Origin of the sequence: Vibrio sp. R-1 (assembly GCF_035615595.1) — a bacterium.
GTDB classification, from domain to species: domain Bacteria; phylum Pseudomonadota; class Gammaproteobacteria; order Enterobacterales; family Vibrionaceae; genus Vibrio; species Vibrio cholerae.
In genome coordinates this window covers 34,434-61,068 of record NZ_WPDC01000006.1, presented here as the reverse complement: position 1 = coordinate 61,068, position 26,635 = coordinate 34,434, and the positions used below count along the sequence as shown (strand labels likewise).

The following is a 26,635-nucleotide window of genomic DNA, read 5'->3' as shown; positions in this document are numbered from 1 at the left end:
CTGCTGTAGCCCGTTTCTTTAAACATATCAATTACACTAAGAATGCTTATTCTGTCGCAATGTGATACTCAATATCGGTGTTTTGACGCAACACACTGATCACACCCGCCAGATCTTGCTGAGAACCGATACGTTCTAACTGTGTAGCGATCTGTTCGTGATAAGCTGGTGTCAGTTTACTTTCCACTTTGCTCAACTCAATCACAACGATATTGCCGTCAAAATCTTTCGCTTGGGCATAAACCTTCTCGCCCTCTTGTGGTTTCACCATGGCGTAAACCGTGTTGGCAAGAGGTGAACTGCGATCGATCATTTGTAATTCGCCAAAAGACACACCTTTTTGCGCTAGCAGATCCGTTTCACCCGCTTTCAACGCAGTCACAAGCTGGTTACCCAGTTCAAGTGCTTGTTGTTCACCTTTCATACGAGATAGCTGCTCAACCACTTGCGATTTGACTTCATCAAGTGGCAGCACAGTTTCTGGACGAAACTCTTCAACACGCACCACCACGACATGCTCAGGAGCCACTTCAATCACTTCAGAGTTGAGACCATCTTCTTTCACTTCTGGTGATTTCAGCGCTTGCAGTACCGCAGGAGTGGTTAACACCTCAGGAGCTTGTTCGGCAGAGATAAAATCGGTGTGCACAACCGTTGCTGAGATAGCCTTGGCCGCTTCATCCAGAGAGTCTGAATGTTCAAATGCCATCTTTTCAAGTTCACTCTGCTTAGCATAGAAACTATCAAGGGCTTGCTGATCAATCAGTTCTTGTTTGATCGCCTGCTCAACTTCACTGTATGGCTTCACCACAGGTGCTTTGATCTCGTCTAAGCGAATGATGTGATAACCGAAATCAGACTTTACAAGACCCGAAACTTGGCCCTTCTCAGTTAACGCAAATGCTGCCGCTTCGAAAGCTGGGTCCATAGTGTCAGGTTCAATCCAACCCAGTGAACCGCCTTCTGCCGCACTGCCGAGATCTTGCGATTTTTCTTTCGCTAAAGTCGCAAAATCAGCACCAGCATTCAGTTCATCCAAAATCGCTTGCGCTTTTTGCTCATCATTACCTTCAATCAGGATATGGCTCACATTGCGCTGCTCTGCAGTAGAGTACTTATCCAAATGTTCTTGGTAGTACTGCTGCGCTGCCGCATCATCGACGCTCACTTGCGCTTTCAGTCCATCAGCAGAGAGCTCAACATAAGAGACTTTTACCTGCTCAGGGCGAGTAAAACGCTCGGTGTTAGTTTTGTAGTACTGATCGATCTCTTCATCGCTTAACGTCACTTTTTTTGCGAAGTCTTCTAGAGATAAGGTGATCGTACGAATATCACGCGTCTGAGAAATCAATTGGTCTTGCAAGTTTACTTCACCAGAAAGGCTGAATTCACTTCCCTGCAATGCACTCATCAATTGATTACGCACTAAATCTTTGCGTAAGTATTCAGCATACATCTCAGGAGTAAAGCCTGCGCGACGCAGAGTCGCTTGGTAAGCCGCAGAGTCAAATACGCCTTGAGATTGAAATTGTGGGATTTCTAAAATCAATTGGCGAACTTGCTCATCACTCACACGTAGCCCTAGTGACGCTGCATGTTGCTCTAAGAGCAAATCGTTCACCATACGATCTAATACTGACTTACGGAAAGAGGCGACATAGGCCGGATCCGCCAGCAAGTTTGAAAAATAATCGCCCAGTTGAGCTTGCATACGGTTACGTTCGTTTTGATAGGCTTGCTCAAAATCACCACGACTGATTTCCGCATTGCCTACTTTAGCGGCCGCGTTATTACCGCCGCTGATCAGGTAGTTACCTACACCAGCAAAAATGAAAGACAGGATGATTAATCCAAGGATAATTTTAACCGCGATGCTGTTCACGCCTTCGCGTAATCGATCCATCATAGTGCTACTACTCTCCGGGGTTGATATCAGGCACGTAAGCCCAAAATGAATGGCGCGATAATATCAGAAAAAGAAATGCGCATCAGTAGGATGCGCATAATTTCAAAAGGTTCGAATTTATTTTGCAGAAAAGTGCAAAATCTTCATTCAAATTAGTTGCAAGCGTCTTTCAGAGCTTTACCTGCTTTGAATGAAGGCACTTTCGCTTCAGCGATTTTGATCTCTTCGCCAGTTTTTGGGTTACGACCAGTACGCGCTGCGCGAGTACGTACGCTGAACGTACCAAAACCAACCAGTGCCACTTGGTCACCTGATTGTAGTGTGCCGCTGACTGCTTCGATGAATGCGTCAAGAGCGCGACCTGCAGAGGCTTTAGAGATATCTGCGTTCGCTGCAATTTGTTCTACTAGTTGTGTCTTATTCACTGTGATTCCCCTTTGGTCACCCTTTATTATTTTATCGGTGCCGATTTCGTTCCATTAAAGTTTAAAACTAGCCTAAAGCCTTGTTGCATCAGGGCTAGAAGCTATTGACAGTAACGTTAGCCTTCAAAAAAAACGCTGACAAGCCTTTTTAGACCTATCAGCGTAAAGATTTACTTATTTTTGCTATGCATCACTCTTTTTGCTCTCAAAGCTAACCCCTGTCGGGTCTTGCTCCAAGGCAACTTTGAGCACCTCGTCAATCCACTGCACTGGAAGTACTTGCAGATCGGCGATCACGTTATCTGGGATCTCCTCCAGATCGCGCTCATTATCTTTCGGGATCAGCACCGTTTTGATGCCACCGCGATGTGCTGCCAGCAGTTTCTCTTTCAAACCACCAATCGGTAATACTTCACCACGTAGAGTGATTTCACCGGTCATGGCAACTTCTGCTTTGACTGGGTTACCGGTCAAACTAGAAACCAGCGCTGTACACATGGCGATACCCGCACTTGGGCCATCTTTAGGTGTCGCACCTTCTGGGACATGGACATGGATATCTTTTTTCTCGTAGAAATCAGGGTTGATGCCCAATTTTTCTGCACGAGAGCGCACCACCGTCATCGCCGCTTGAATCGACTCTTGCATCACATCACCCAATGAACCGGTTTGGGTAAGTTTACCTTTACCCGGCATCGATTGGGTTTCGATGGTTAGTAAATCACCGCCCACTTCCGTCCACGCGAGGCCATTCACTTGACCAATACGGTTGCTCTCTTCCGCTTTACCGTAGTCAAAGCGTTGTACACCTAAAAACTCTTTTAAGTTTTGTTGGTTTACAACAACGGTTTTCACGCCTTTATCGAGCAGAATTTTCTTCACGGCTTTACGACAGATCTTTGAGATTTCGCGCTCCAGACCACGCACGCCCGCTTCACGAGTGTAATAGCGAATAATGCCGACAATCGCAGAATCTTCAATCACGATCTCGCTTGGCTTGAGGCCGTTACGCTCAACTTGCTTACTGACCAGATGGTCTTTGGCAATATTGAGTTTTTCATCTTCGGTGTACCCCGATAAACGAATCACTTCCATACGGTCCAGTAATGGGCCTGGAATGTTCATCGAGTTTGAAGTCGCAACGAACATCACATCCGACAGGTCATAATCCACTTCTAGGTAGTGATCGTTAAACGAGTTGTTTTGCTCAGGGTCAAGCACCTCTAGCAGTGCAGAAGCCGGATCACCACGCATATCCGATGACATCTTGTCGATTTCATCGAGTAAGAAGAGTGGGTTTTTCACCCCGACTTTCGCCATCTTTTGAATAAGCTTACCCGGCATAGAGCCAATGTAGGTGCGGCGGTGACCACGAATTTCCGCTTCATCACGCACACCACCCAGCGCCATACGCACATACTGACGCCCAGTTGCAGCGGCAATCGAGCGACCCAGTGAGGTTTTACCCACACCCGGAGGCCCCACTAAGCATAGGATTGGACCTTTAAGCTTATTGATACGACTTTGCACGGCGAGATATTCCAAAATACGCTCTTTGACCCGCTCTAAGCCGTAGTGGTCAGCATTGAGGATCTCTTCTGCTTTAGAGAGATCTTTTTTCACCTTGCTGCGCTTAGTCCACGGAACATTGACCATCCAATCGATGTAGCTACGCACTACCGTTGCTTCTGCTGACATCGGCGACATCATTTTCAGCTTGTGCAGCTCTTGCTCTGCTTTGTCGCGTGCCTCTTTCGGCATCTTCGACTCTTCGATTTTCTTTTTCAGCGTTTCAAATTCGTCAGGCGCGTCATCCATCTCGCCTAATTCTTTTTGAATCGCTTTCATCTGTTCATTCAGATAGTACTCGCGCTGTGACTTTTCCATCTGCTTTTTAACGCGGGTGCGGATGCGCTTCTCAACCTGCAGCAGATCGATTTCAGACTCCATCTGCCCCATTAAGAATTCTAAACGTTCACTGACATCCAGCAGTTCAAGCACTTTCTGTTTATCGACCAATTTCAGCGGCATGTGCGCGGCAATCGTGTCTGCTAAACGTGCGGCTTCATCAATCCCGTTCAGTGAAGTGAGTACCTCAGGCGGGATTTTTTTGTTGAGTTTGATAAAGCCTTCAAACTGGTTAATCGCACTGCGAACCACCACTTCTTGCTCACGCTCATCCAATTCTGGTGTCACCAGATATTGTGCATCGGCAAAGAAATACTCTTCTTCATAGAATTGAGTGATTTTGGCACGCTGTTGACCTTCGACCAGTACTTTCACTGTGCCATCAGGCAATTTCAGCAACTGTAAGATGGTTGCGACGGTACCGACTTCAAATAAGTCGGCGACTTTCGGCTCATCGGTTTCCGCTTTCTTTTGCGCCACCAATAACACTTGCTTGTTGTTATCCATCGCCGCTTCTAGGCACTGGATCGATTTTTCTCGGCCAACAAACAAAGGAATGACCATGTGTGGATAGACAACCACGTCGCGCAGGGGTAGTACGGGGATCTCGATACGCTCGGAACGCTCCAAGTTCATATTTTTCTCTCTTCCGCTTTGCATTTGTTACGCAGTATATGGGGGCTAACTAACTGGATTCAATGACAGAATAAAAAAAAGGAGGTATTGAATACCTCCTCGTTATTTTTTGTTGCTTGAGATTACTCCGCACCAGCGGCTTGGCTCTCATTAGCGCTGTAAATCAGTAGCGGTGCAGACTCTCCGTTGATCACAGATTCGTCAATCACCACCTTGCTGACCTCTTCCATTGAAGGCAGTTCATACATGGTTTCCAGTAGAACTGCTTCAAGGATTGAACGTAGACCACGTGCACCAGTTTTACGCTTCATCGCTTTAGCGGCAATCGCTTTCAGCGCATCTTCACGAAACTCCAGATCAACGTTTTCCAGTTCAAACAACGCCGCATACTGTTTGGTCAGTGCATTCTTTGGTTCACACAGAATTTGAATCAATGCCGCTTCATCCAGTTCAGTCAGCGTTGCCGTAACAGGCAGACGACCAATGAACTCTGGGATCAAACCGTATTTCACCAAATCTTCAGGTTCAACCTGAGTAAACAGTTCGCTCAAGGTTTTGCTGTTGTCTTTAGAACGCACATCTGCGCCAAAACCGATACCAGTCCCTGTCGCAACACGCTGTTCAATCACTTTATCTAGGCCAGCAAACGCGCCACCACAGATAAATAGGATTTTTGAGGTGTCGACTTGCAGGAATTCCTGCTGAGGATGTTTACGGCCACCTTGTGGTGGAACCGAAGCAACTGTACCTTCAATCAGTTTTAACAGCGCTTGCTGAACCCCTTCACCCGACACGTCACGTGTGATGGATGGGTTTTCAGACTTACGAGAAATTTTGTCAATTTCATCGATATAGACGATACCACGCTCCGCTTTTGCAACATCGTAATCGCATTTTTGCAGCAGCTTTTGAATGATATTTTCTACATCTTCGCCCACATAACCCGCTTCAGTTAATGTGGTCGCATCCGCCATGGTAAATGGCACATCCAGCAAACGCGCCAGCGTTTCAGCCAGTAGTGTTTTACCGCTACCCGTTGGGCCAATCAGCAAAATGTTACTCTTGCCCAGCTCAACGCCTTCGCTAGTCGTATCACCATTACGTAAACGCTTGTAGTGGTTATATACCGCAACGGCTAGCACCTTTTTGGCGTGTTCTTGACCAATCACATAATCGTCGAGATGTTCACGAATCTTTCTTGGCGTCGGTAACGCCGCTGATTCCTTTTTTGGCAGAACATCTTTGATCTCTTCGCGGATGATGTCGTTGCATAAATCAACGCACTCATCACAAATATACACGGACGGACCTGCGATCAGTTTGCGAACTTCGTGCTGGCTTTTGCCACAGAAAGAGCAGTACAGCAGTTTACTACTACCGCCCTCTTTGCTTTTATCTGTCATTCGCTAACCTCTTAGCCTTTACTCACTTTGGTTTGAGTGTATAACAATTCAATCAAAATTGCGTTATACAATTACGAGCTTACTCGCCACGGTGTTTCAGCACCGCATCCACCAAACCGTATTCCACTGCTTGATCTGCCGACATGAAGTTATCACGATCAGTATCGCGTTCAATCACTTCGATTGGCTGGCCTGTATGTTCTGCCAACAAACGGTTCAGTTTGTTTTTAATGGTCAGAATTTCTTGAGCATGAATTTGAATATCAGAGGCTTGGCCTTGGAATCCACCCAGTGGTTGGTGAATCATGACACGAGAATTCGGCAGTACATAACGCTTGCCCGGTGCACCACCAGCAAGCAAGAAAGCGCCCATTGAACAGGCTTGCCCCATACACACTGTGCTCACGTTTGGCTTGATGAACTGCATAGTATCGTAAATCGACATCCCTGCAGTGACACTGCCACCGGGTGAGTTAATGTAAAGGAAAATATCTTTATCAGGGTTTTCAGATTCTAAGAAAAGCAGTTGAGCCACGACAAGGTTTGCCATGTGATCTTCTACTTGCCCGGTTAAGAAAATCACTCGTTCTTTTAGTAAGCGAGAATAGATGTCGTATGAACGCTCACCACGAGAGGTTTGTTCAACCACCATAGGTACGAGTGCGTCAAAAATGGGCGACATTGCATTTTTTTCTTGGTAGCTCATAGTCTTATGTCCCTAAAATAAATGGCCCGGATGATGGGTATCACACGGACCATTGTTAGCAGATGATTGCTTGTTTCGTCAACCTTCTACGCTACAGTTTGCTTATTAAGCAGCAACTGGGTTCATCAGCTCGCTGAAGCTGATCGCTTTTTCAGTTACTTTTGCTTTCGCAATGATCGCGTCTACCGCTTGCTCTTCAAGAGCAACGTTACGCATGTTGTTCATCAGCTGTTGGTTTTGCTCGTAGTAAGAAACCACTTCTGATGGGTCTTCATACGCAGTCGCCATTTCAGTGATCAGTGCTTTCACTTTTTCTTCGTCCGCTTTCAGCTCGTGAGTACGGATCACTTCACCCAGCAGCAGACCTACCACTACGCGACGTTTCGCTTGCTCTTCGAACAGTTCACGAGGCAGTTGAGCCGCAGCTTCAACATTGCCACCGAAACGTTGTGCAGCTTGCTGACGCAGAACGTTGATCTCTTGATCGATCAGCGCAGAAGGAACTTGGATTTCGTTCTCTTTTACCAGACCTTCAATCGCTTGCTCTTTGATGCGCGCTTTGATCGCTTGCTTTAGTTCGCGTTCCATGTTCTTACGTACTTCTGCTTTCAGAGCGTCAACGCCGCCTTCAGCTACGCCAAAACGTGCAACGAACTCATCGTTCAATTCTGGCAGTTCACGCGCTTCTACTTTGTTCACTTTGATAGCAAACTTAGCCGCTTTACCTTTCAGGTTTTCAGCGTGGTAATCTTCTGGGAAAGTCACGTCAATAACAAATTCCATGCCCTTGGTTTTGCCAACGATACCGTCTTCAAAACCTGGGATCATGCGACCTGCGCCCATTTCCAGAGGGAAGTTTTCTGCTTTACCGCCTTCAAACTCTACGCCATCGATAGAACCTACGAAATCGATAGAAACGCGTTTGCCGTTTTCTGCCGCTTCGTCAACTTCTTTCCAAGTCGCTTGTTGCTTGCGCAGAGTTTCCAGCATTTCTGCTACGTCAGCGTCAGTCACTTCTGCTGCTGGCTTCTCTACTGCGATGTTTTCTAGGCCTTTCAGTTCAACTTCTGGGTAAACTTCAAATGTTGCTGTGAAAACCAGATCTTTGCCTTCGCCAATTTCAACTGGAGCAAACGTTGGTGCGCCAGCTGGATTGATTTTCTCTTTTACGATCGCTTCGATGAAGTGGCGTTGCATCACTTCACCCAGCACGTCTTGACGTACTGCTTTGCCGTACATTTTCGCAACCATCTTCATTGGCACTTTGCCTTTACGGAAACCATCGAAACGACGGTTTTTCGCGATGTTGCGTAATTCAGCTGCTACAGCGTCTTCGATGTTTGCAGCTGGAACAGTAATATTCAGACGGCGCTGTAGGCCTTCTAGCGTTTCAACAGTAACTTGCATTATTTCTAAACCTCAAAACTGGCTCAGGGTTCCTGAGCGTCATGAGCCAACACGACGTGTGGCTGCATCCTTGTGTTGTGCCCGATTGAACACTGATATGTAAATATTGAGCATCGGCTTTCAAGCGAATCACCAGAAAACCAGACTAATGAGCGATATCTTTTGGCAAAGGTATCTCCGATTAGTCTCAGGACCAAATTTCAGACGCGACATTCTAACGACCACAGCCGGAGCTGTCGAGTTAATCCCCGGTCAGAGTCAAGCCAATCTCCTGAAAACCCAATCAAGTGCTAAAAATTCCACCAAAAGGAAACCGATAGCGACTCTGAAATGGGGACAATATAGGCTTTTTCAATGGAATCGAGGCTTTTTTTTATTGAAAAGCGTAAAAAGAGATCTTGCTCTTGTTTTGCAGACCGAGATTGCGATCTTTTTAGACGCTTCGGCTGTGCATTCTCAGTATGATGTAACAAAAGGATTTGTTGATAAGAGCCAAGGATGCCATCCATTCGTCGTCTCAGCTTGATGTTGTGGGTCATGTTTATTGTGCTGGTGAGCATGAGCACGCACTTATACTGGCGTTTCCAGTATCAAGCGCTGCTCAATGAGCATCAGTCGCAGCTTGATCGTTTTTCAAGCCATATCGTTGCGACTTTAGATAAATACGCCCACATTCCCCACCTGATTTCTAAAGATAAAGAGTTGGTGGATGCACTGCTCTCAGCACAAAATTCGGCGCAAATCGACATCACCAATCGCTATTTAGAGCAAGTCAATGAGGTGATCCAAGCCGCAGATACCTATTTGATCGACCGCTTTGGCAACACGATCGCGTCCAGCAACTGGAATTTGGAACGCTCTTTTATCGGGCGCAACTTTGCATGGCGACCTTATTTTTACCTCTCCATTGCGGGTCAAAAAAGCCAATATTTTGCGCTGGGGTCAACCTCAGGACAACGCGGCTACTATTACGCTTATCCAGTGATTTATGCGGCGGAAATCTTAGGGGTTATCGTGGTCAAAATGGATTTGTCGGCCATTGAACAGGGCTGGCAAAGCAAGAGCAGCTATTTTGTGGCGACTGATGATCATCAAGTGGTGTTTATGTCGAGCCAACCCGCTTGGCTGTTTCATAGCGTTGCAGATTTATCTCCCGCACAGCTCAACGACATTCGCCAAAGCCAGCAATATTTAGACAGCCCTATTCCTTCCCTCGGCTGGCAGGGCGACTTGCAAGCGGAGCAAAGCGAATGGCACAAGCCTGAAAAACATTGGCTGCAAGATGACTACATTGTTTCGAGTCGCCCGCTTCCTGAACTTGCTCTGACCATTCGCGTACTTTCACCGAAAATCGAACTCTTTTGGTCGGCGTTTGGCTTAGTGATTATTCTCTGCATGTTGTTTGCGATTGTGTATTTGGGCTTTCAACTGTGGCATCACCGGCAGCTGCGTCAGCGACAAATCGAGCAGCTGCAACAAGAAACCAAGCAGAAACTGGAATTTGAGGTGATGGAGCGCACCGCCAAATTGCATGCGGAAATTGCAGAGCGGATCAAAACCGAGCACGCACTGCGCCAAACACAAGATGAGCTGATCCAAGCGGCGAAACTGGCAGTGCTCGGCCAAATGTCGGCCAGTATTAGCCACGAGCTGAACAATCCGCTGGCGGCGATCCGCAGTTTTGCCGATAACGGCCGCCGTTTCCTTGCCACCAACAAGCCTGAACGCGCTGAAGAAAATCTCTCGCGTATTTCCGCACTGACGGAGCGCATGGCGAAAATCAGTGAGCAGCTGAAATCTTTCGCCCGAAAATCCACTTCCAATGAGCAGCAAGACGTGCAGTTGTACCCGTTGATTTTGTCGGCCAAAGAGTTGATGACTGGGCAATTTAAAGCGCAGATGACTTTGTTAGAGCTGTGCGACCTCGAAACGCCCGTTTGGGTACGCGTCAATCCCATCCAGTTAGAACAAGTACTGATTAATCTGCTCACCAATGCGCTGCAAGCGTTAGAGGGACAAGCGGAGCGCGTGGTTCAAATTCGTCTGCAAACCTCTGAACAGCAAATAGCCCTTTTCGTTGATGATAATGGCCCCGGTGTCGGCATTGAAACCTTGCCCCATCTGTTTGAACCCTTCCACACCACGAAAAAGAATGGTTTAGGGCTTGGACTTTCTATCTCACAGCAAATTTTGCACAGCATGCAGGGAACATTGAGCGTGGCGACTTCACCACTCGGTGGAGCGCGCTTTACCATCACCCTGCCTCGTTTCAGACCTCTCAATATGGACTAACCATGTGTGATGTATTTTTGATTGATGATGAGAGCGATATCCGCATTGCGCTCGCTCAAAGTTTCGAATTGGCAGACCTCAACGCGCAGTTTTTTGCCAGTGTCGAAGAGGCACTGCTGGCAATCAAGGCGCAAGGACTCCCATTGGTGATCGTCAGTGATATCTGCTTACCCGGTTTAAGTGGACAGAATTTACTGAGCTCCGTATTGCATCAAGACAGTGAACTGCCTGTCATTCTTATCACTGGGCATGGCGATATTTCGATGGCGGTCAAAGCCATGCATGATGGTGCTTACGATTTTATTGAAAAGCCCTTCGCGCCTGAGAGGTTGATTGACACGGTACACCGTGCCATCGAAAAACGTCGCCTTACTTTGGAAAACCGTCAGCTAAAACGCAGTTTAAAAGTCAGCCAAACCTTAGGCCCGCGAATTATTGGTGAAACCGCCGCCATTCAAACTCTGCGCGATACCATTGCCCAAGTGGCGGATACCCAAGCGGATATTTTATTGTTTGGTGAAACAGGAACCGGCAAGGAGTTGGTTGCCCGTTCACTGCATGAACAGAGCTCGCGCCGTGAACAGAATTTTGTTGCGATTAACTGTGGTGCGGTGCCGGAGAACTTGATTGAGAGCGAGCTCTACGGCCATGAAAAAGGCGCGTTTACGGGGGCAGACAGCCGTCGAGTGGGTAAGTTTGAGCATGCTCAAGGTGGCACTCTGTTTTTAGATGAGATTGAATCGATGCCGATGCAAGCGCAGATCCGGCTGCTGCGTGTGCTGCAAGAGCGAGTGATCGAACGGATTGGCTCGAATGAACTCATCCCCCTTGATATTCGGGTGATTGCTGCCACTAAAATCGATTTAAAACAAGCCGCTGCCGAAGGGAGATTTCGGCAAGATCTCTACTATCGGCTCAACATTGTCACCCTAACGATCCCACCGCTGCGTGAGCGTAGAGAGGACATTCCTGCCCTCTTCCACCATTTCTTACTGGTCGCTGCCGCACGTTATGGTAAAGCGGCTACAGCACTGACGGCCTCCGATGTGCAAAGCTTGCTTAGTCACGATTGGCCGGGCAACGTGCGGGAATTGCGTAATGCCGCAGAGCGCTATGTGTTACTCGGTAAGTTGGCACAATTTGCTGAAAGCCATGAGCCAAAATCCAAATTACTCGGACTGAATGAACAAGTCGCGGAGTTTGAGAAGTCAATTTTGGAGCAGACGCTGATTGAGTGTGGTGGCAGCATTAAAGCCACCATGGAGCGTCTCCACCTTCCACGTAAAACCTTGTATGACAAAATGCAGAAATATCAGCTCGATAAAGAGAGTTACAAACCCTGAAACCATCCCGCGTTCTGGTTAAAAGTCTAGGTCTCAGATTTAAGGTCGGCATAAAAAAACCAAGCCCTTCGCATGCGAAGGGCTTGTCGTTATTTGCAAACTTAAGCGTTAAGCGCTAGCGAGTGATGATTTCCGGCCCCATCAAGAGCGTCGGTAACCAAGTGGATACCCAAGGCACATAAGTGACAATAATCAGGAAGAGGAACATGACGCCCACCCACGGCAGTGCAGCTTTAACCACATTCATCATCGACATCTTGGCTACCCCAGAGGTCACAAACAGGTTTAAGCCGACGGGCGGCGTGATCATGCCAATCTCCATGTTCACCACCATCATGATGCCGAGATGGATAGGGTCGATGCCCAGTGCAATCGCAATCGGGAATACCAAGGGAGCGACGATAACCAGAAGACCCGATGGCTCCATAAACTGACCACCCACCAACAAGATTAGGTTCACGACAATCAAGAAGGTAATTGGCCCAAGCCCAGCAGACAGCATGGATTCGGTGATCATCTGCGGGATGCGCTCTTCGGTCAGTACATGTTTTAAGATAAGCGCGTTAGCAATGATGAACATCAGCATGATGGTCAGCTTACCTGCATCATACAAGGTCGCTTTGGTGTCTTTGTGGACAAAGGTTTCCACTACTTTGACCAGTACCGGTTTGGTATTGGTCTTATCCGCAAACGGCCCCATATCACGATAGATGAAGTTGGCGATAAAAAAGGAGTACACCGCCGCCACAGCTGCCGCTTCTGTTGGGGTAAAGATCCCTCCGTAGATCCCACCGAGAATAATCACCACCAGTAATAAGCCCCAGCTTGCTTCTTTGGCTGCTTTCAGCGCTTCTTTCCAGCCAACAAAGGGCTGCTTGGGTAGATTTTTTATCCGCGCGGTAATGTAAATCGCGATGATCAACATTAGACCAGCCAATAAGCCTGGGACAACACCACCTAAGAACATGCGGCCAACCGAAACGTTGGTCGCCGCTGAGTACACCACCATCACAATCGAAGGGGGGATCAAAATACCCAAGGTTCCTGCGTTACAAATCACCCCCGCCGCAAACTCTTTGCTGTAGCCGTTTTTGACCATGCCCGCAATCACGATACTGCCGATGGCAACCACCGTTGCCGGAGATGAGCCCGAGAGCGCCGCAAACATCATACAGGCGACAACAGAAGCAATCGCCAAACCGCCGCGGAACCAGCCAACCATAGCAATCGCAAAACGGATGATCCGTTTAGCTACACCGCCAGTAGACATAAACGTTGAGGCGAGAATAAAAAACGGGATCGCCAATAAAGTGTAGTGGCCAGCAAACGCGTTAAACAGGGTTTGTGCAACCGAAGCTAAAGAAGCATCCGAGTGCCACAATAGGAACAAAATACTGGATAAGCCCAGCGAGATAGCAATCGGCACGCCAACAATCATCATGCCGATAACCAGAATAAATAACAGTGCAACGGCCATGGCTTACTTCTCCTTGACTTGAGTCTTAGGCATCATTGCCTCACCCGCTTCTGAAAGCTCTGCTTTTAGTGCTTCTAAATCTTCTTCGGCTTCATGACCAGCAATCATGCGATCCAGTTTGCCAATGAGAATTTGCCAAGCGATCTGCAGAAACCGGAAAGTCAGCAGCGCCATACCTATCGGCAGAGCGGCATAAGGGATAAAGCGCGGCAGCTTTTCATAGCGCTCACCTTCATTGAACCAATCCGCCATAAACTGCAGCATTTCAGGCATGGGAATATCATCAGTTTCATACCATGCACGTTCGCTAATAAAGGGGTACCAGTAGTTCCAAGAACCAATCAGTAAGAGGATTGAAAATGCCAAACAGCAGGCCACAGCAACCAATGCATACAGCTTACGCAATCGTGCTGGTGCGATATTGATCAGCACATCGACACCAATATGAAAGTGGCGTTTTACCCCAAATGAAGCCCCGACAAGCACCATCCAAGCGAACATAAACACTGTTCCCTCAAGCGCCCAGAGAATATTGTCGTTGAATAGATAACGCATGATGACGTTTGCAAAGGTCAGTAGCGTCATCGCGCCCATAAAAAACGCGATCAGAAATTCTTCAATCGAGTCGGTAAACTGGCCGACTCTCGAAAACCATGACTGTTCCATGTGATACATCGCTCTAATAGTGTGACGAACAGACAAACGGCCCCACCGTGATGGGGCCAGATAAAGGTTACTTCTGGTTAGCTGCCAGAGCGGCTTCAATCAGATCGGCACCGATGTCTTTCTCAAACTTCTGCCATACCGGTTTGAGTGCATCGACCCATTGCTGACGCTGCTCTGGAGTCAGAGTGCGTACGACACCGCCCGCTTCAATGATGTACTGCTTATTGAGTTCTTCCACTTTGTTGGATTCTGCGTTGCGCTCAATCGTGACTTCATTGAGGATCTTGGCAAACTGATCACGAACATCTGCAGGTAAGCCATCCCACCATTTGCTTGAGGTCACCACGAGGTAATCCAGAATGCCGTGGTTGGTTTCGGTGGTGCCATCTTGTACTTCAAAGTACTTTTGTCCGTAGATGTTTGACCAAGTATTTTCTTGTCCATCAATGACTTTGGTCTGTAAACCGCCGTAGGTTTCCGCAAACGACATTTTCTGTGGGTTAGCACCGATCTGCTCAAACTGAGCCACCAACACATCGGACGCTTGTACACGGAATTTCAACCCTTTGGCATCCGCAGGCACCAGAATTGGCTTGTTGGCAGAGATCTGCTTCATCCCGTTGTGCCAGAACTCCAAGCCTTTTACACCACGGCGAGTCATGGCATTTTTCAGCTCTTCGCCCTTGGCGGAACTTTGGAAACGGTCAACGGCATCCACATCTTCAAAAAGGAAAGGCAGGTCAAAAATACGGTACTTTTTGGTGAATTTTTCAAATTTAGACAGCGAAGGTGCAGCCAGTTGTACGTCGCCGTTGAGCAGGGCTTCTAACACTTTGTCATCATCGTACAGCGTTGAGTTAGGGAAGACCTGCATACAGGCTTTACCGTTCATCTCTTCGTTGACGCGTTTTTCCAGCAGTGATGCCGCAATCCCTTTCGGGTGCTTGTCGGTATTGGTCACATGGCTGAACTTGATCACGATTTCGCCTGGGTCACAATTAGCGGCAGCATTAAAGCTTGTGACAGCGAGGATAGAAGCGGCAATTAGGGTAAGCGGCTTGAACATTCTTATTCTCCTTGGTTGGATTTTTCAGCCCATCATTGGACTGCGTACCCATACCAAAGCAACTTGCGCGCCACTCATTACATAAAATTAACATTTATTTAAAATCAGTAACTTGTAAAACCAGTGATGGCATTCCTCTCTTGTGTTCGAGGTTTCAGCCATAAAAAATGGGTGGAAATCCACCCATCCAATTTCAGTAATGGGTCACTTTCCACCCATACGTAACAGGCCTTAGGAAGAACAACTGATCTCCAGTTTTTTCCCCCATTCTGGCGGTAACTTTGCGTAGCGTTCAAACTCGGGATGCTCGGCATAAGGACTAGCCAACACAGTGGCTAAGCGTTGCATTTCCTCAAAATCGCCTCGTTCAGCAAACTCAATTGCTTGCTGCGCAAGGTAGTTACGCAAGATGTATTTCGGGTTCACTTGGCGCATGGCTTGGCAGCGCTCACTGCTGCTGATGGGTCGCCCCTCTTGACCTAACTCACGAGCAGCGCGCTCAAGATAACGGGTTAACCAGGTCTTAGCCGCTTCGCGATCTAACACCAAATCGATCACCGCCTCGTTTCCTTGCCGATCCAGACAGGAGAGCTCGCGTAAAAAGCGCGTGTAATCGGTGTGATTGTTGGCCAGTAGCGCGAAGAAATCAGCAAACAGCTCACCATCCCCCTCTTGCTGGGTCGCTAAACCGAGTTTCGCGCGCATCAAACGGCTGAAATGCAGATTGAGGCGTTCAGAATAACTCCCCAGTGCGGCTTCTAAATCATCTTTGTCGATCAAAGGTGACAGCGCATGCGCTAATGCGGAGAGGTTCCAAAGGCCAATGCGTGGCTGCTGATCAAAGGCATATCGTCCCTGATAATCCGAGTGATTACAGATGAAGTTCGGATCGTAGTCATCCAAAAAGGCAAAGGGACCATAGTCAAAGGTTTCCCCGAGAATCGACATATTATCGGTATTCATCACCCCGTGGTTAAAGCCGTACGCTTGCCACTGCGCAATCATCAGTGCAGTGCGCTCAACCACTTGCGAAAACCAAGCCGCATAAGGTTTCGATGTTTGCACGCAATCTGGGAAATGCCATTCGATGACTTTATCCGCCAGTAATTTCAGGTTCGCATGCTGATCGGTGTAAAAAAAATGCTCGAAATGGCCAAACCGCACATGGGTATGGGCTAAACGCACCAAGAGTGCGCCGCGCTCTTCACGCTCTCGATAGACTGGCGTTTCACTACTCATTAGTGCTAATGCGCGAGTCGTGGCAATACCGAGTCCAGCCATCGCTTCACTGCACAAATATTCACGAAGGGATGAGCGCAGCACCGCTCGCCCATCACCCATCCGTGAATAAGGCGTAAGCCCTGCTCCCTTGAGGTGAATATCAAACACGTCGCCCTGCTTGGTCGCCATTTCCGCCAATAATAAACCGCGGCCATCGCCTAAATCGGGGTTATACACCCCAAATTGATGTCCTGCGTATTTCATCGCGACGGGAGAAAAATCAGCAGGTAGCTGCTGCCCTGACAGCGATAACAATAACTCATCATTCGGTGCTTCAGGCAAACCAAATTGTTGCGCCAAACGAGCATTCCACATCCCCCAACGTACATTTTGCAAAGGCTGAGGATGAACTGGGGTATAAAAAGCTTGGGGTAACGCCGCAAAACGTCGGCTAAGATGAACAGCATTCCACACTGACATAAGTAGACTCGCGATCAATGGTTTGCTCGCACGGTAGCAAATACTTGACCTTTTCACTAGGTTTTATTGTGCTGACGTTGTAGAGAAAGATAACCCGAACCTCTCGCTCAACGTCCCCTTTCTTCCTATGCTTACCAAAGGTGTTAGAAGGCAGCTCAAGTGGATAAAAACCCGCGGATAAAAAAGCCGAAGCAATCTGCTTCGGCTTTGGTGAATCTTAGGTGTTGCTATAACAGCATAAAGGTGAAGCCTAATGCCAATAAGGAAAACACCAGCGTACGACCCACAACACCTAGAGCACTAGGTTGCACCATTTCAACGTGTTCCATATCGATCTCCTCACCTTTATGTTTATGACACGGTAATGACAATATGGTGAAACTTTGAAAAATCAGCAAGAGATTGAGACGTTAATTTTTTGTGACAAAAGTGGGATGCCGCCAGTTCTTCCAAGGGATGAGCGAAATCGACTTTAGTCTCAAACTAAAGATCGACCTTGCACGCGTGAAATGGGCTACCTATACCTATATAAACCTCACTCACGATAAAGGGACAACCAATGAGAACAATGAAGGCCATGTTATTGACGCTGTTGGCGTTAATCAGCAGCAAATTGTTTGCACAAGAACCGATCCTCACGATAACCCATCAAGGGCAAACCGTTTCGGCCACTTATCAAGAACTGTTAGCCCGCAGTGATTTAACTATCGTCACCGAAACGCCGTGGACACAAGGTAATACGGAGTTTAAAGGCATTTCTGCTCAGGCATTATTAGCTTGGATGGGAGTAAAACAAGCCGACCTTAAAGTGATTGCCCTAAACAAATATTGGGCCGAAATCCCTTATTCTGATATTGAGAAGTACAACCCTGTTTTCGCGATTCAAAATAATGGCAAACCGATGCAGATCCGTGACCGTGGACCAATTTGGTCAATCTATCCACTCAGTAGTAGTGGCGAGTTAGATAATGAAATACTGCACAGCCGTATGGTTTGGCAGATCAGCAGTATAGAAATCATCACCCCTTAACGTCGATGAAGAAGTCTCTACTTGCATTTTTCACGCTAGTATTCGTCATGGTCTTGCTGTCAATCTGGGCCATGGTTCGCTTTACTAATACTTATAATATGCTCACCAAGTACACCCAACTGGCGGCTTGGTCTTTGGCGCAATTGGAGCAGCTCAAACAATTGGGGGTAGATGAATTTCAAGGCTACTATTTCTCTCGTCCTATCACTAAAACCGAGTTCGCCACTTTTTGCGATCACTACTTTTCCTCAGAGAATACCTCGTTATCCACGCAAATTAATGAGTAATGCATTAGCAATACCGTGCAACAAGATTGATTCCATCTCTCACTCTCCCTTAATCAACGAAACCCTCGGCAGCTGAGGAATTTAACGTTTTGCTAACAAGCTCAAGCTTACAATTGCCATTTACCGTTAGAATATTTGTTCTAATCACAACACGAGTAAAAAGGCATGGAATCGCTTTTAAAAGATTTCCCTGTGATCACGAAAATCGTGGTCGCATGGGGAGAGATGGATGCGCTGCAACACGTCAATAATGTGGTCTACTTTCGCTACTTTGAAACCGCGCGAATTGATTACTTCGCTCATCTTAAGCTGATGGAAGAGTTACAACGCACTCAAATTGGCCCTGTGTTATCGGAGACACAAGCGCGTTATAAAATTCCGGTCACTTTTCCCGATACGCTGCTGATTGGCTCACGCATTACCTCTGTTCAAGCAGATCGCTTTAGCATGGAATACCAAGTGGTGAGCCAAAAACTTGGTAAAGTGACTACCGTCGGTAGCGCTACGGTTGTGATGTTTAACTTTAAAACGGGTGAGAAAGCCTTGCTACCGCCTACGGTGCTCGAAGCCATTCACACTCTACAAGCTGAATCAGTCTCTATGAACGATGCATAGACAAACCCTGTGATTGAGGTGAAAGCACGTTCCCACTTCAGGTGATAAGGGCACGGTCACCAAGCGATCAAACCCGCTTGGTGACTATCTGCAAAATAGCAGTGTCCGATACGACGTACCCACCCCTCCGCTATTTTCAAATAGTTGCTCACCAACCCAAGTCATTACGTTATATTCTGCATCCTTCAAAGTGCCTCATTCAATTGAAGATTGCGCATTTCCCAATCGGCCTATATTGTGGAGTTGTTGTTAATGGAACTAACACGATAATCCTCAGGCTAGGGAGAGAATGGATGAATACGGCACTTTTGGGACTCTTTATTCCCACCTTCTTTTTTGTTTCGATTACCCCAGGTATGAATATGACCTTGGCCCTCACTCTGGGCATGAGCGTTGGCTATCGAAGAACACTATGGATGATGGTAGGCGAACTACTGGGTGTGGCTTTGGTCGCGGTCTCGGCAGTGGTAGGCATTGCGGCGGTCATGCTGCGTTATCCAGATATTTTCACTCTGTTTAAAATCGTGGGGGCAAGCTATTTGGTGTATTTAGGTGTGCAAATGTGGCGTTCACGGGGCAAGCTGGCGATCAATATCGAACAAGAAAACACGTACCAAGGCAGTGACTGGGGTCTATTAGTACAAGGTTTTGTGACCGCAATTGCTAACCCTAAAGGCTGGGCGTTTATGGTATCTCTGCTGCCCCCTTTTATTGATCAATCGTTAAGCCTTGCTCCACAACTGACTGTATTGGTTGCCATTATTCTGCTTTCCGAATTTATCAGCATGAGTTTGTATGCCACGGGTGGAAAAGGGTTAAAGCGCTTATTAAGCCAAGCTCACCATGTCCGTTTACTCAATCGGATTGCAGGTTCGCTAATGGCTGGGGTGGGTATCTGGCTCTACTTTAGTTAGCGAATTGGCCATCCGCCCACCGTAAAACGGATGGATGGCCAAACACTTACACCGCCCAAGATAATATGGGCCAACCATGCTGCTCAGCCTGAGCTTTCAAGCGCGGGCAAGGATTGACCACATACGCGAAATCGGCATGCTGACATAACGGCAGATCATTGATGGAGTCGGTATAAAAATGAACGTCGTGATAGGTTTCATTCTGCTCCGCTAACCATTGTTGTAAACGCAGCACTTTACCTTCTCGGTAGCTAGCAACGCCCTCGATGTTACCGCTGTAGCAACCGTTTTGGCTCACAAGATCAATCCCTAACGCGTGTTCAATTCCGAAACGTTGAGCGACGGTTTTCACTAAAAACGAAACAGAAGCGGAAATAATTAAGCAGGTATTGCCTTGCTGCTTTAACTGCGCAATCAACTCACGAGCTTGGGCAAATTGTTTTGGAACAATCCAGCGTGACACGCACTCTTCAACCCAATCTTGCACGGTTGTACTTGGCACTTGGGTTAACGGTCTCATCGCAAAAGCAATGTATTCCGCCATATCCATCTTGCCTTGCGCGTACAGCGCCATGCGTCTTCGATCTTCTTCCACAAAATTGCGCTCCATCGCAATGCCTTTCTCGGCAAGAAACGCATTCCAAATCATTGCGCAGTCCCCATCAATCAGGGTGTCATCCAAATCAAACACATAAAGGGGCTTGCTCATTTCAGGCTCTCACAGGTTGTACTGGCTTCAAAAAATCGTGAATGATAAAAACTCACTGTAACGCGAGAATGTGACGGTTGATAGGCTGTCCAATAGACGTCGTCCGATTTGAAATACCTCTTGATTTACCAAAGCTGCTCTTAAGCTTCGGCATCAAAACGGTCTACCTCAGTAAGGTCTTGATGGCTATATATAAAGAATTATCCGGCGAGGAAGGTACTCAGAAAAAGTATGCAGGTATACGGACAACTGCGTTAGCCGATGCAGCTAAAAACGGCATCGGCATAACATACACAGGACAGTTTATTCCGGCTCAGTTCACGGGTGTCTCATCACTGTTGATCGGTTCACTCAGCAGCTCATGATTAGAAATCTCACTGCTGGGTAAAGCATCGGTGACGACCTCATCACTGCTCGCCACAATGTCACTTTTGGGTGGTTGAGGGAAGCTTGTAAAATTCGTCGTCATCACTAAAACCAGTGAAAGGCAAGCCACCACCGTAGATGACAAATTGATTGGCTTTTCTTTACGCTGTGTCTGTAGCCAAGCGGGAATCCACAATGTTGTACAGAGCAGTAGAATGATCGCTGTATGCCAAACCGAGTCGCGCGTGGTCAGAAGCCAAGGTGCAGTGATAAAAATCAGTACGGTTTGCCAAGTAAAAACTTGTAATGAATGGCGGCCGAGATAGCTCAGCGGCTCATACACTAATGCCGTTGGGAAAAAGCGGATCACAACAGAGATTAAGTAGATCCATACACTCAAACTCAGTACACGTAACCAGCCAAGCTCTGGCTTACTGGATGCCGCATACACCATCTGCTTAGTAATACCCAATGGCGTTAAAAGATCGCGGTAAGCCATAAAGATAACCAAAGCTATCGCCGCACATAACCAAACCAATTTAGGGTGGAACCACGCCAACTCGCCTTGACGCTTGCAATAACCTAATGCACCACCAAAGAAAAACAGCAGTTGCCAAGCAAAAGGGTCAAAGTAACCGAGCTCAGGAATGTATTCTGCAGAAAGCCACTTAAAGAGTGGCAAAAGCATAGCGCCTTGAATCCAACCACTGCTTGCCCAAATCAGCACGCTCAGCGCAAGTACCCATTTAAGATAACCGCGACGAAACCCGTACAGTGCCAAAGGAAACAGCAACATATACATGATATAGAGTGGCAAAATTTCCAGATAGGCGGGTTTATTGAGCAGCAGGAAGCTCATCAACATGGTCATAAAAGGCATAGTAGGCAGATTACTAAAGCTGCCACCAAACACGGTGACTTGTTCAGCAAAATAGTGGCTGCCCAGCCAAAACCAAAGCATGGCAATAAAGAGTCCTGCAATGTGGTATTTGTAGATAATGAACGCACGATGCCACACTTTCCCAGCCGCTTGACGGTCAGTGTATTCACGGCGGCTATAGACCATACCAGCCAGTAGCCCAGACATGAAAATGAAACCTTCCGCAGCACCAAACACGCCGACAGGTTCATGAGTAATCATTTGCAGTATGGTTGTACCGCCGCTGTACCAGATAAGATGGTTGAAGGTGATCAGCACCAACAATAATCCTCGGATACTGTCCAATGCGGGGATGCGTTTCATGGGTATCTCCCTGCGTTTTCAGTCCAATAAATTGGTAGTCACAAAAATACCAAGTCGACTAAAAATGCGGATAAGCGGTTGAATATATTGGGTAATACGGCAGGATGGTGATATCTAGTTTGGACTTACCTTTCCCTGAGCACGCGGATCCTTGCACCACCTGATGGCTTTGTAAATAGGGGGCATAAAAAAAACCGAGAGGTCGCACAGCTTGTCGATGATACCGATGCAAAATCGCCACTTCTCAACTACCCAACGCAACAAAATTTAAAACCGTCACCGCTCAAAACAGTGATTTGAGGATAACAATAAAAAACCCCAGCAAATGAGCTTTGCTGGGGTCTGAAATAATGGCACGCCCTACAGGATTCGAACCTGTGACCACATGCTTAGAAGGCACGTGCTCTATCCAACTGAGCTAAGGGCGCGCTACAGGGTGAGGATTATACGAGTTAAACGGGCTAGATCAACGCCTTTGTCTAACTTTCTGTTTCGAATGAGCAATATTTTACCGATCTCATCTCAACTGCCGAAAAACAGAACAAAGCAAACGTTTGCCTGTGGATGTTATCAAAAATATCTGCGACAATGCGCGCAAAAATTTTCGCTCCAAACCTGTAAGGAAAGTCATGACTGCTCAAAATATTGATGGAACGCTGATTTCGCAAACGGTGCGCTCAGAAGTGGCAGCCCGTGTTAAAGCTCGTGTTCAAGCTGGGTTACGAGCCCCAGGACTGGCGGTTGTGTTGGTGGGCGAAGATCCTGCTTCACAAGTGTATGTCGGCAGTAAACGCCGTGCCTGTGAAGAAGTCGGTTTTGTCTCCAAATCTTTCGATTTACCCGCCACCGCTAGCGAAGAAGCCTTGCTGTCACTGGTTGAAGAACTCAATAACGATCCGCAAATCGATGGCATTTTGGTACAACTGCCGTTACCTGCGGGTATGGATACCACCAAAGTGTTGGAAAGTATTCACCCAGAGAAAGATGTGGATGGCTTCCACCCTTACAACGTCGGTCGCTTGGCGCAGCGCATTCCGAAACTGCGCTCTTGCACACCCAAAGGCATTATTACTCTGCTTGAACGCTACAATATTCCACTACGCGGCAAACACGCGGTGATTGTGGGAGCTTCCAACATTGTCGGTCGTCCGATGACGTTAGAGCTACTCTTGGCAGGCTGCACCACCACCACTTGCCATCGCTTTACTCAAGATCTCGAAGGCCATATTCGCCAAGCAGATATCTTGGTGGTCGCGGTCGGTAAACCTAACTTTATTCCGGGAGCATGGATTAAAGAAGGTGCTGTTGTGGTCGATGTTGGCATTAACCGCTTAGATACTGGCAAGCTGGTTGGCGATGTGGAATACGATGTTGCCCGTACGCGTGCAAGTTTTATCACTCCAGTACCCGGTGGTGTAGGACCTATGACCGTCGCAAGCTTGATTGAAAACACTATGATGGCGTGTGAGCAGTTCCACACTCAAGGTTAGCCACGGTGGCTATCTGCAACGCCAAAGCGTCGCGGTATTCACACTCACCTTGTGTTAACGCCTTGTACTAACACCTGAGAAGCAGTAAGAGGTCAATACTATGCATGGATTGACCTCTTTCGTTCTGTTTGCGCTTTATACTCCAACCAATCACCTCTTTCTAAAACCGCTAGAGATCGGTCATCAGCTGTTCATATTCATTGGTAGCATCTTGCATCAAATGTTCCAAATCCTGAGCATCGGGCGCTTCTAGTGCGATCTGCCAAGGCCGTTTTTGATTAGTACTGACGATTCGAACATGGCCTTGCTGTTTTTCAAACTTAACCTGCTCAAATTCAGCCACATGATGTTGATGCGTTTCCAATACATCAACCGATAATTTTCCCAACGGATTAACTTCAACATGAGCATGCAACTGCGGTTTACCTGCCACTCGATACTGTCTATGCACTGTGATCATACTTTCCCTCCTAGCGTAACGTCGGTTGAACCTTATTGAGTTTAGAACAACCGATTGAACTTGAGGTGTGAATATCATCTCTAACCGATTATCCAGCACACCGCTGTTTGAATTCCCTGAGATTTACAGCCCCCTCAATAACGCAGAGACTGTTCCCGTATCGGTAACTCTCGGTTCTTCTTTTGTTATCTAGTCAATTCCAGCGGTTGTACAAATAATCGGACTAGATAAAGGAAAAACCTAAGCCCATTTTGGAGGCCATTGATATGCCGTACAAAATTACCGCTCTGCAACCGTTTGGAGTGATCGTAGAACCGAAACATGCTCCGATTCATGTCAATGAGTTAGATATTGATGAGTTACGCGAACTCTTTTTGCGTGAACAACTTGTGTTACTGCGTGGTTTTGAAACCTTTGAACATTCGGAGCAGTTTGCGGACTACTGCGAACGTTGGGGAGAAGTGAGTGTTTGGCCGTTTGGGCGCGTATTAGATCTGGTACAAAAAGAGGATCCTGGCGATCACATTTTTGACAGCAGCTACATGCCTATGCATTGGGATGGCATGTATCGCCCACAAGTCCCTGAATACCAAATCTTTCAGTGTGTAAAGGCTCCTTTACCGGGGCATGGCGGGCGTACGACCTTCAGTCATACCATGCTGGCTTTACAGCACGCCCCTCAGCCAGATCTTGAGCTTTGGCAGCAAGTCACCGGACACTACCAGCGTAAAATGGAGTTTTACCACAGTAAAACCGTCTCCCCGATTGTGATGCAGCATCCATACCGAGACTATCAAGTAATACGCTACAACGAGCCGCATTTTGAAGAAAATGGCGACCTGCTCAATCCACCTGATGTATCACTGTCTGGCATTACTCCTGAGCAAGCGATCGAGTTTCACAAAAGTTTACGCCGTGCACTGTACGACCCACGTAACTTCTACGCTCATGAGTGGCAAACGGGTGACATAGTGATCACCGATAACTTCTCCTTACTCCATGGCCGTGAAGGCTTTACCTCTCACACGCCGCGTCACATTCGTCGTGTGCAAGTGTTAAGTAATCCTCCTTATAACAATCCAAGCTTGGAGTCGTACCAATGTCCACAAAAATAACCGACATCGTCATTATCGGCGCAGGCCCAGTTGGGTTAATGAGTGCCTACTTAGCACAGCGCTGCGGTTTAAACGCGCTGATCATTGATAAGTCAGCCGAACCACTTCAAGTCGGGCGCGCCGATGCGTTAAATGCCCGAACCTTACAACTGCTCGAAGTCGCGAAGCTTTTTGATGATCTTTACCCTTTAGGCAAGCCGTGTAATACCAGCTCGGTTTGGGCTAATGGCCATTTTATCTCGCGCCAATCGAGCTGGTGGGAAGCCTTGGAAGGCTGCTTGCACAAGCACTTTTTGATGTTAGGTCAATCGTTTGTTGAGCAGCTATTGGACAAGAAATTACTTGAAGCGAATGCCCCCGTTTGGCGCAACACAAGCGTCGACAATATCGAGCTCAATCAAGCAGGCTGCCTAACTCATCTCAGCAATGGTGAGCTTATTCAATCGCGCTTTGTGATTGGTGCGGATGGGTCTCAATCTTTTGTGCGTCGTCATTTTAGTGTGCCTTTTCACATTGTGCGCCCCGAAATTATCTGGGCGGTGATTGATGGTGTGATTGACAGTGACTTTCCTAAAGTCCCTGAAATTATTGTGTTCCAAGCAGAAACCTCAGATGTGGCATGGATCCCTCGCGAAGGTGAAATCGATCGCTTTTATGTCCGTATGGATACGCACGATTTCACCTTAGAGCAGGCTATCGCCAAAATTAACCGGGCAATGGCACCTCATCAATTGGGTTTTAAAGAAGTGGTCTGGTTCTCGCAATTTGCCGTGAAAGAATCGGTAGCAGAACATTACAGCGTCGATGACCGGGTTTTCCTTGCAGGGGATGCCTGTCACGTACACTCAGTCAACGGTGGACAAGGATTAAATACTGGGGTTGCTGACGCATTTAACCTGATCTGGAAACTGAGTATGGTGATTAAAGGTCAAGCCTCTCCTGCTTTATTGAAAAGTTATCACGCTGAACGTCAACCAGTGGCGCAGAGCGTGATAGACAGCTCCGGCGAACTGGTACGCTCAACGAAGTTTTCAGCCACCAACACCCATGCGCAAGACTACGTAAAAATCGTTGAAAAGCGTTCAGGTAATATCACGGGAATGGGCATTCGCTACTCCGAAGAAGGCTTAGCTGGTACTCGAATGTGGGATTTCGTGCTCAATCAAGGTACTGAGATTACTCGTTTGTACTCACTGCTTGACTACTCAAGATGGACACTGTTCTTGTTTAGTGATGACGAATGCGTGGTTGACGTACCGCCGCATGTACATGTGATCCGCATCGGTACCCAATCCGAAAATGCTCAACACTGGACACGTCACGCACCTTATCCGGGACAAGCGGTGTTGGTTCGCCCTGATGCTTACATCGAATGGGTCACTCCACTGCATCAGGTTCACAGTGTGTTGGCAGAAGGTGTGTTGACAGAATTCAACTTACCTCACTAGTTCAATACCTGCGTTCACTCGA

22 protein-coding genes, 1 tRNA gene and 1 pseudogene are annotated in these 26,635 nt (G+C 47.4%); 9 read left to right on the top strand and 15 right to left on the bottom strand.

All coding sequences use genetic code 11. The features are described from left to right. Nucleotides 1-46: 46 nt before the first annotated feature. The 7 genes from ppiD to GOU96_RS02395 all read right to left on the bottom strand — a co-directional run bounded on the left by ppiD (nucleotide 47) and on the right by GOU96_RS02395 (nucleotide 8,900). A complete protein-coding gene (ppiD, locus tag GOU96_RS02425) occupies nucleotides 47-1,906 on the bottom strand; it encodes a peptidylprolyl isomerase (RefSeq protein WP_175248033.1) in 1,860 nt (619 codons plus the stop codon). A 152-nt stretch (nucleotides 1,907-2,058) separates the two neighbouring features. Continuing rightward, nucleotides 2,059-2,331 carry an HU family DNA-binding protein gene (locus GOU96_RS02420; RefSeq protein WP_001044516.1) on the bottom strand — a complete coding sequence of 91 codons (273 nt, stop codon included), beginning with the start codon at nucleotides 2,329-2,331 and terminating at the stop codon, nucleotides 2,059-2,061. Nucleotides 2,332-2,514: 183 nt separating this feature from the next. Then, nucleotides 2,515-4,875 (bottom strand): endopeptidase La, encoded by a 2,361-nt coding sequence (lon, locus tag GOU96_RS02415; RefSeq protein WP_001047611.1) that lies wholly within the window; start codon nucleotides 4,873-4,875, stop codon nucleotides 2,515-2,517. Between the two features lie 122 nt (nucleotides 4,876-4,997). Further along, nucleotides 4,998-6,278 (bottom strand): ATP-dependent protease ATP-binding subunit ClpX, encoded by a 1,281-nt coding sequence (gene clpX, locus GOU96_RS02410; RefSeq protein WP_000130332.1) that lies wholly within the window; start codon nucleotides 6,276-6,278, stop codon nucleotides 4,998-5,000. 79 nt (nucleotides 6,279-6,357) lie between these two features. Then, nucleotides 6,358-6,984 carry an ATP-dependent Clp endopeptidase proteolytic subunit ClpP gene (gene clpP / locus GOU96_RS02405; RefSeq protein WP_000121678.1) on the bottom strand — a complete coding sequence of 209 codons (627 nt, stop codon included), beginning with the start codon at nucleotides 6,982-6,984 and terminating at the stop codon, nucleotides 6,358-6,360. A 105-nt stretch (nucleotides 6,985-7,089) separates the two neighbouring features. Continuing rightward, nucleotides 7,090-8,391 carry a trigger factor gene (gene tig / locus GOU96_RS02400; RefSeq protein ID WP_001198446.1) on the bottom strand — a complete coding sequence of 434 codons (1,302 nt, stop codon included), beginning with the start codon at nucleotides 8,389-8,391 and terminating at the stop codon, nucleotides 7,090-7,092. 290 nt (nucleotides 8,392-8,681) lie between these two features. Then, complete coding sequence (locus GOU96_RS02395; RefSeq protein WP_001905151.1) at nucleotides 8,682-8,900, bottom strand: hypothetical protein; 219 nt, start codon at nucleotides 8,898-8,900, stop codon at nucleotides 8,682-8,684. Between GOU96_RS02395 and GOU96_RS02390 the strand changes: the two genes are divergently transcribed. Continuing rightward, a complete protein-coding gene (locus GOU96_RS02390) occupies nucleotides 8,890-10,683 on the top strand; it encodes a sensor histidine kinase (protein ID WP_076008172.1) in 1,794 nt (597 codons plus the stop codon). The two genes, GOU96_RS02395 and GOU96_RS02390, sit on opposite strands and share 11 nt — an antisense overlap. A 2-nt stretch (nucleotides 10,684-10,685) precedes the next feature. Beyond that, nucleotides 10,686-12,026 (top strand): sigma-54-dependent transcriptional regulator, encoded by a 1,341-nt coding sequence (locus GOU96_RS02385; RefSeq protein ID WP_069216762.1) that lies wholly within the window; start codon nucleotides 10,686-10,688, stop codon nucleotides 12,024-12,026. 115 nt (nucleotides 12,027-12,141) lie between these two features. Here GOU96_RS02385 and GOU96_RS02380 read toward each other — a convergent pair whose 3' ends face one another. From GOU96_RS02380 to GOU96_RS02365, 4 genes are all read right to left on the bottom strand, one after another. Continuing rightward, complete coding sequence (locus GOU96_RS02380; protein ID WP_000257380.1) at nucleotides 12,142-13,503, bottom strand: TRAP transporter large permease; 1,362 nt, start codon at nucleotides 13,501-13,503, stop codon at nucleotides 12,142-12,144. Nucleotides 13,504-13,506: 3 nt separating this feature from the next. Then, complete coding sequence (locus GOU96_RS02375) at nucleotides 13,507-14,169, bottom strand: TRAP transporter small permease (protein WP_267781414.1); 663 nt, start codon at nucleotides 14,167-14,169, stop codon at nucleotides 13,507-13,509. A gap of 67 nt (nucleotides 14,170-14,236) precedes the next feature. Continuing rightward, complete coding sequence (gene dctP / locus GOU96_RS02370) at nucleotides 14,237-15,235, bottom strand: TRAP transporter solute-binding subunit DctP (protein ID WP_000476112.1); 999 nt, start codon at nucleotides 15,233-15,235, stop codon at nucleotides 14,237-14,239. 231 nt (nucleotides 15,236-15,466) lie between these two features. Continuing rightward, the gene (locus GOU96_RS02365; RefSeq protein WP_175248030.1) at nucleotides 15,467-16,936 is read right to left on the bottom strand and encodes a protein adenylyltransferase SelO; all 1,470 of its coding nucleotides are present in this window, start codon (nucleotides 16,934-16,936) and stop codon (nucleotides 15,467-15,469) included. A gap of 568 nt (nucleotides 16,937-17,504) precedes the next feature. Between GOU96_RS02365 and GOU96_RS02360 the strand changes: the two genes are divergently transcribed. From GOU96_RS02360 to GOU96_RS02345, 4 genes and pseudogenes are all read left to right on the top strand, one after another. Then, nucleotides 17,505-17,966 carry an oxidoreductase gene (locus GOU96_RS02360; RefSeq protein ID WP_000646483.1) on the top strand — a complete coding sequence of 154 codons (462 nt, stop codon included), beginning with the start codon at nucleotides 17,505-17,507 and terminating at the stop codon, nucleotides 17,964-17,966. Nucleotides 17,967-18,100: 134 nt separating this feature from the next. Next, nucleotides 18,101-18,253, top strand: a pseudogene (locus GOU96_RS02355) (GGDEF-domain containing protein); the annotation flags it as partial. A gap of 165 nt (nucleotides 18,254-18,418) precedes the next feature. Beyond that, nucleotides 18,419-18,868, top strand: a complete 450-nt coding sequence (locus GOU96_RS02350) for an acyl-CoA thioesterase (RefSeq protein WP_134987218.1) — start codon at nucleotides 18,419-18,421, stop codon at nucleotides 18,866-18,868. Between the two features lie 293 nt (nucleotides 18,869-19,161). Continuing rightward, nucleotides 19,162-19,782 (top strand): LysE family translocator, encoded by a 621-nt coding sequence (locus tag GOU96_RS02345; RefSeq protein WP_001090433.1) that lies wholly within the window; start codon nucleotides 19,162-19,164, stop codon nucleotides 19,780-19,782. A 46-nt stretch (nucleotides 19,783-19,828) separates the two neighbouring features. Here the strand turns inward: GOU96_RS02345 and GOU96_RS02340 are convergent, their stop codons facing one another. The 3 genes from GOU96_RS02340 to GOU96_RS02330 all read right to left on the bottom strand — a co-directional run bounded on the left by GOU96_RS02340 (nucleotide 19,829) and on the right by GOU96_RS02330 (nucleotide 22,528). After that, complete coding sequence (locus tag GOU96_RS02340; protein ID WP_000042805.1) at nucleotides 19,829-20,491, bottom strand: HAD-IB family hydrolase; 663 nt, start codon at nucleotides 20,489-20,491, stop codon at nucleotides 19,829-19,831. Between the two features lie 313 nt (nucleotides 20,492-20,804). Then, nucleotides 20,805-22,100, bottom strand: a complete 1,296-nt coding sequence (locus GOU96_RS02335) for an OpgC domain-containing protein (protein WP_095463989.1) — start codon at nucleotides 22,098-22,100, stop codon at nucleotides 20,805-20,807. A 351-nt stretch (nucleotides 22,101-22,451) separates the two neighbouring features. Beyond that, nucleotides 22,452-22,528, bottom strand: a tRNA-Arg gene (locus GOU96_RS02330). 201 nt (nucleotides 22,529-22,729) lie between these two features. Between GOU96_RS02330 and folD the strand changes: the two genes are divergently transcribed. Then, nucleotides 22,730-23,590 (top strand): bifunctional methylenetetrahydrofolate dehydrogenase/methenyltetrahydrofolate cyclohydrolase FolD, encoded by an 861-nt coding sequence (gene folD, locus GOU96_RS02325; RefSeq protein ID WP_000126770.1) that lies wholly within the window; start codon nucleotides 22,730-22,732, stop codon nucleotides 23,588-23,590. A gap of 169 nt (nucleotides 23,591-23,759) precedes the next feature. Here folD and GOU96_RS02320 read toward each other — a convergent pair whose 3' ends face one another. Continuing rightward, nucleotides 23,760-24,050, bottom strand: coding sequence for a hypothetical protein (locus GOU96_RS02320; protein WP_000633735.1), 291 nt, complete (start codon nucleotides 24,048-24,050; stop codon nucleotides 23,760-23,762). A 266-nt stretch (nucleotides 24,051-24,316) separates the two neighbouring features. Between GOU96_RS02320 and GOU96_RS02315 the strand changes: the two genes are divergently transcribed. Both GOU96_RS02315 and GOU96_RS02310 read left to right on the top strand, forming a co-directional pair. Beyond that, the gene (locus tag GOU96_RS02315) at nucleotides 24,317-25,165 is read left to right on the top strand and encodes a TauD/TfdA dioxygenase family protein (RefSeq protein WP_001146419.1); all 849 of its coding nucleotides are present in this window, start codon (nucleotides 24,317-24,319) and stop codon (nucleotides 25,163-25,165) included. Then, a complete protein-coding gene (locus GOU96_RS02310) occupies nucleotides 25,150-26,613 on the top strand; it encodes an FAD-binding protein (RefSeq protein WP_148507743.1) in 1,464 nt (487 codons plus the stop codon). Before GOU96_RS02315 ends, GOU96_RS02310 begins: the two co-directional genes overlap by 16 nt. The last annotated feature ends 22 nt before the right edge of the window (nucleotides 26,614-26,635 follow it).